Raw genomic sequence first — 3,984 nt, 5'->3', positions numbered from 1 at the left:
CGCTGCCGTTTTACCGGACGGCCTGCCATATTTAATTCCTCCAGCGTCCAGCTATCCGTACCCGTGGTTGCCAGCCACAAACCACCTGACTTCCGCAGTATCTGCACGTTTAAACCAAATTCCCGGCTGAAATCATGTTCCACGGCAGCCGCCACGCGGTAACCACTAATGTCTATCCAGCCTGAATTATGTATCATCCTGATCTTGTCAATAGGCATTTCCGGTGCTACCAGTTCCTCTTTGGGAGAACATTCCCCCTCTGTATGCGGGTTGCGGTAAAATGCCAGTTTGAGATAAGGATAAAATTCCCTGAATCTCTTTTGTATATCCCCTACAATAGCTTCTTCGCTTATATAGATATCCATAACAAAATGTTTTATGTTGCAATAATACCCCAGGGCAAATTCCCTCCAAATGAGATCAGTCAGTTCATTGTATGATAGCGGTCATCCGGGCTGATTTTATGTTAATCTCAACAGATAAATTCTTATCTTTCTGCCGGTAATAACTAAATCTATGAGCTTTTCTATCAACAGCCTGGATATCGATTTTCAACTGGCTGTATTTGCCGCCATCATGGAACGTATGCCAGGCCTTGTTGCCATAAAGGAACAGGAAAATGGCCGGCTGATATATATTAACGATACCGGTGTAAAAATGCTGGGAACAGATGATTATGCAGAGCTTGAGTTATTGATTGACCAAAATCAGTTAGGCAAGGGCAATGCAGATTTCTCCACAGTACCATCAGGCCTCCACGAGAAAGAGTGTCAATGGCATAATATACAGGGAGAAACCTTCCTGGGGCTTTATGAAGAAATATTTCTGCGCAATAACAGTAAGGATTACTGCTTCTTTCGCATCACCGACTATCTTACCGACCGCAGGTTCAAACAACAGCTTAACAGGGAACTGGAGCGCTTTGGCGCCCTGTTCGATTATGCAAGCATAGGTATCCTGGTAACCAATCAATGGGGAGAAATTATTCTTATAAACGATTTCGCACTTAATCAGTTTGGGTACAGACGGGAAGAATTACTGGGGCAAAAAGTGGAAATACTGATTCCCCAACGGGTTCACACCAGGCATGAACAACACAGGGACCGGTATAATGCCCATCCGCAAAGCAGGCCTATGGGAATTGGCATGGATCTGTTTGCAGTCCGGAAAGACGGATCAGAGTTTCCCGTGGAAATCAGTCTTAGCCATTATGCTAATGAAGAAGGTCACTTTGTAATTGCCTATGTCAATAATATCACAGAAAGAAAAAAGGCAGAAGAAAAGATAGAAAACCTGAATAATGAGCTGGAAGCCAAAGTGGAAGAGCGTACCGGCCAGCTTACCCAAGCGCTGGAGCAACTCAAAATATCCAAAGAAGAACTGACGGCAGCCCTCAGCAAAGAAAAAGAACTTGGCGACCTGAAATCACGTTTCGTGTCTATGGCCTCCCATGAGTTCAGAACTCCTCTCAGCACCATCCTCTCTTCTGCTTTCCTCGTAAAACATTATGCCGAAGAAAAAGATCAGCCTGTCCGGAACAAACACATACAAAGGATTGTTAATGCTGTATCCTTACTGACAGATACGCTCAACGACTTCCTCTCCGTAGGAAAAATTGAGGAAGGGAAAGTACAGGTTCGTCTTTCAGAGTTCGACATACAAGACTTTTTCAACAATATCATACAGGAAATGCAGGAACTAGCTAAAGAAAAACAGACTATCAGCTATCATCATAGCGGGGAAACAACAGTGCTGCTGGATCCCTCACTGCTTAAACATATTACCATGAACCTGGTTGGGAATGCTATTAAATTTTCAAAATCCGACAGTTTAATAGAGATATCTACCACAAAAAATGACAGTGAATTCTCTCTCATTGTTAAAGACTATGGCATAGGCATGTCGGAAGAAGACCAGCAACATCTTTTTGAAAGGTTTTACCGGGGTACTAATGTAAGTAATATACAGGGAACAGGCCTCGGACTACATATTGTAAATAATTACAGCAAATTGATGAACGGCAGCATCTCCTGCAGAAGTGAACTCAATGCCGGTACAACATTTATTATTAATTTTCAACTCGAAACAAAAAAGTCCCCTGCCAGTCATGAAAACAATCTTATTAATTGAAGATAACGAAGAGTTACGTGAAAATACAGTAGATATTCTTGCTATAGCAGGATATAATGTCATTGCCGCGGAAAATGGCAGGATCGGCGTGGAAATGATTCTCAGTAACAAACCAGACCTGGTTATATGCGATATTATGATGCCTGTGCTGGACGGCTTTGGTGTATTGCACCTGATGCAGCAACACGAAGACATGAAAGATATCCCTTTTATTTTCCTGACTGCTAAAACCGAAAGAAGCGACTTCCGTAAAGGGATGGGAATGGGGGCAGATGATTATATTACTAAACCATTCAGTGGCACAGAACTGTGGGATGCCATAGACAGGCGGTTAAAAAAAGCTGCCATCAGGAAACAGCATTTCCCCGCTGATCTTAAGGGGCTTAATAAACTAATGTATGAGGCTACCGGTAAAGAATCCCTGAAGGCCCTGGCAGAAGGAAGAAATATCGATAAAATCAAAAAGAAGCAGGTGATTTACTCAGAAGGTAATCATCCTACGCGTTTGTTTTACCTTCAGCGGGGTAAAGTGAAAACTATAAAGACAAACGACTTTGGTAAAGAGCTGGTAGTAGATCTTTTCTCCGCCGGCGATTTTATTGGATACACCGCATTACTGGAAGGTACCGTTTATAAGGAAACTGCGATGGCTATGGAAGAAAGCGAAGTGGCGGTGATTCCCCTTAACGACTTTGAAGAACTTATTCATAATAACCATGAGATAGCCGTTCAGCTCATCCGTATGCTGGCTAAAAATGTAACCACCAAAGAACAGCAATTACTGGGATTGGCCTATAACTCTCTCCGTAAAAAAGTAGCCGAAGCACTGATAAGTCTTCACGTTAAATACAATCCTCAAAAGGAACAGCCTTTCGTTATAAACGTAAGTCGGGAAAACCTGGCTACAATAGCCGGCACTGCTACCGAGTCGCTTATCCGTACGCTCAGTGATTTCCGGGAAGAAAAACTGATCGATATCAAAGATGGCATGGTAGTACTATTAGATGAGAAGAAATTATCCAATATGCTTTATTGATATACCAGTGCAATATCTGCTAGCGATGATATTGCACTGGTATTTTAATTCATCCGTTTATTTCCAGGTGGTTAATTACCTTTGCTACGCCGGGGGTAGCCCAAATAGCCCTTTCAGCCTCGCTTTTTTCACTCCAGGAATGTACCTTGCCATTTATGGTAACCGTACTGTCTGAAGTATCAATGGTGATCTTATCTGCCTCCAGGTCGGCATTACGTTCCAAAGCTTTCCTGATATTGCTTTTGATAATGGATGTACTTAATACCGGTTTAAGCTTGAGCAGGTTAATAACTCCATTAATACCTACCAGGTCTCTGACTGCGGTCAGGGCCGCATCCCGCTGAAACTGCCATTCCAGTTCGCCATCCAGCGTAACCCATCCGTTATCAACCTTCACGGATATTTTCTCGTCCGGGATATTGGTATTCCATTTCAACGCATTGACCACTTTCCCCGCAATTTCCTCGTCATCTTTCTGCATTTCAAAAGGCAGGCGCACTTGGATATCTTCAGCCACCGCTTTTACGCCTTTTACCCTCTTGACTGCCTTTTCGGCGGCCAGCTTTTTACTGTAATCATTTACATAGCCGGAAAGCGTAACAATACCATCCGTTACAGCCACCCCGATCTCCGCTGGTTTTAGCATTGGTTCCCACATTAACTCATCCAGTACATCTTCCCGTATTTGCACATCTGTTTTCATAATTAATAGTTTAATAGTGAAGAAATATGTTTCAATATACTCCCCTTGATACCGTTTTTTCAATGATAACAGTTAGCGTTTTTTCTGATACTGATCATGTTTTTATCAACTGACC

General features: G+C 42.7%; 4 protein-coding genes. 2 read left to right on the top strand and 2 right to left on the bottom strand.

Features of this window, described 5'->3' with window-relative positions; all coding sequences use genetic code 11:
* A partial coding sequence (locus tag VN105_RS11285; RefSeq protein WP_325640871.1) for a hypothetical protein occupies positions 1-365 on the bottom strand: 365 nt, incomplete at its 3' end.
* A 151-nt stretch (positions 366-516) separates the two neighbouring features.
* Between VN105_RS11285 and VN105_RS11280 the strand changes: the two genes are divergently transcribed.
* Both VN105_RS11280 and VN105_RS11275 read left to right on the top strand, forming a co-directional pair.
* A complete protein-coding gene (locus VN105_RS11280; protein WP_325640869.1) occupies positions 517-2,130 on the top strand; it encodes a PAS domain-containing sensor histidine kinase in 1,614 nt (537 codons plus the stop codon).
* Positions 2,108-3,166 (top strand): response regulator, encoded by a 1,059-nt coding sequence (locus VN105_RS11275; RefSeq protein ID WP_325640867.1) that lies wholly within the window; start codon positions 2,108-2,110, stop codon positions 3,164-3,166. Before VN105_RS11280 ends, VN105_RS11275 begins: the two co-directional genes overlap by 23 nt.
* Before the next feature lie 49 nt (positions 3,167-3,215).
* Here VN105_RS11275 and VN105_RS11270 read toward each other — a convergent pair whose 3' ends face one another.
* Positions 3,216-3,869, bottom strand: a complete 654-nt coding sequence (locus VN105_RS11270; protein ID WP_325640865.1) for a BON domain-containing protein — start codon at positions 3,867-3,869, stop codon at positions 3,216-3,218.
* Positions 3,870-3,984 lie beyond the last annotated feature (115 nt).

The sequence above is a fragment of the Chitinophaga sp. genome (genome assembly GCF_035564935.1).
GTDB lineage: Bacteria > Bacteroidota > Bacteroidia > Chitinophagales > Chitinophagaceae > Chitinophaga.
This window is presented reverse-complemented; position numbering and strand designations above follow the sequence as displayed.

Coding starts and splice junctions, on each gene's coding strand:
- VN105_RS11280 (WP_325640869.1), top strand. CDS start 517: ATGAGCTTTTCTATCAACAGCCTGGATATCGATTTTCAACTGGCTGTA.
- VN105_RS11275 (WP_325640867.1), top strand. CDS start 2,108: ATGAAAACAATCTTATTAATTGAAGATAACGAAGAGTTACGTGAAAAT.
- VN105_RS11270 (WP_325640865.1), bottom strand. CDS start 3,869: ATGAAAACAGATGTGCAAATACGGGAAGATGTACTGGATGAGTTAATG.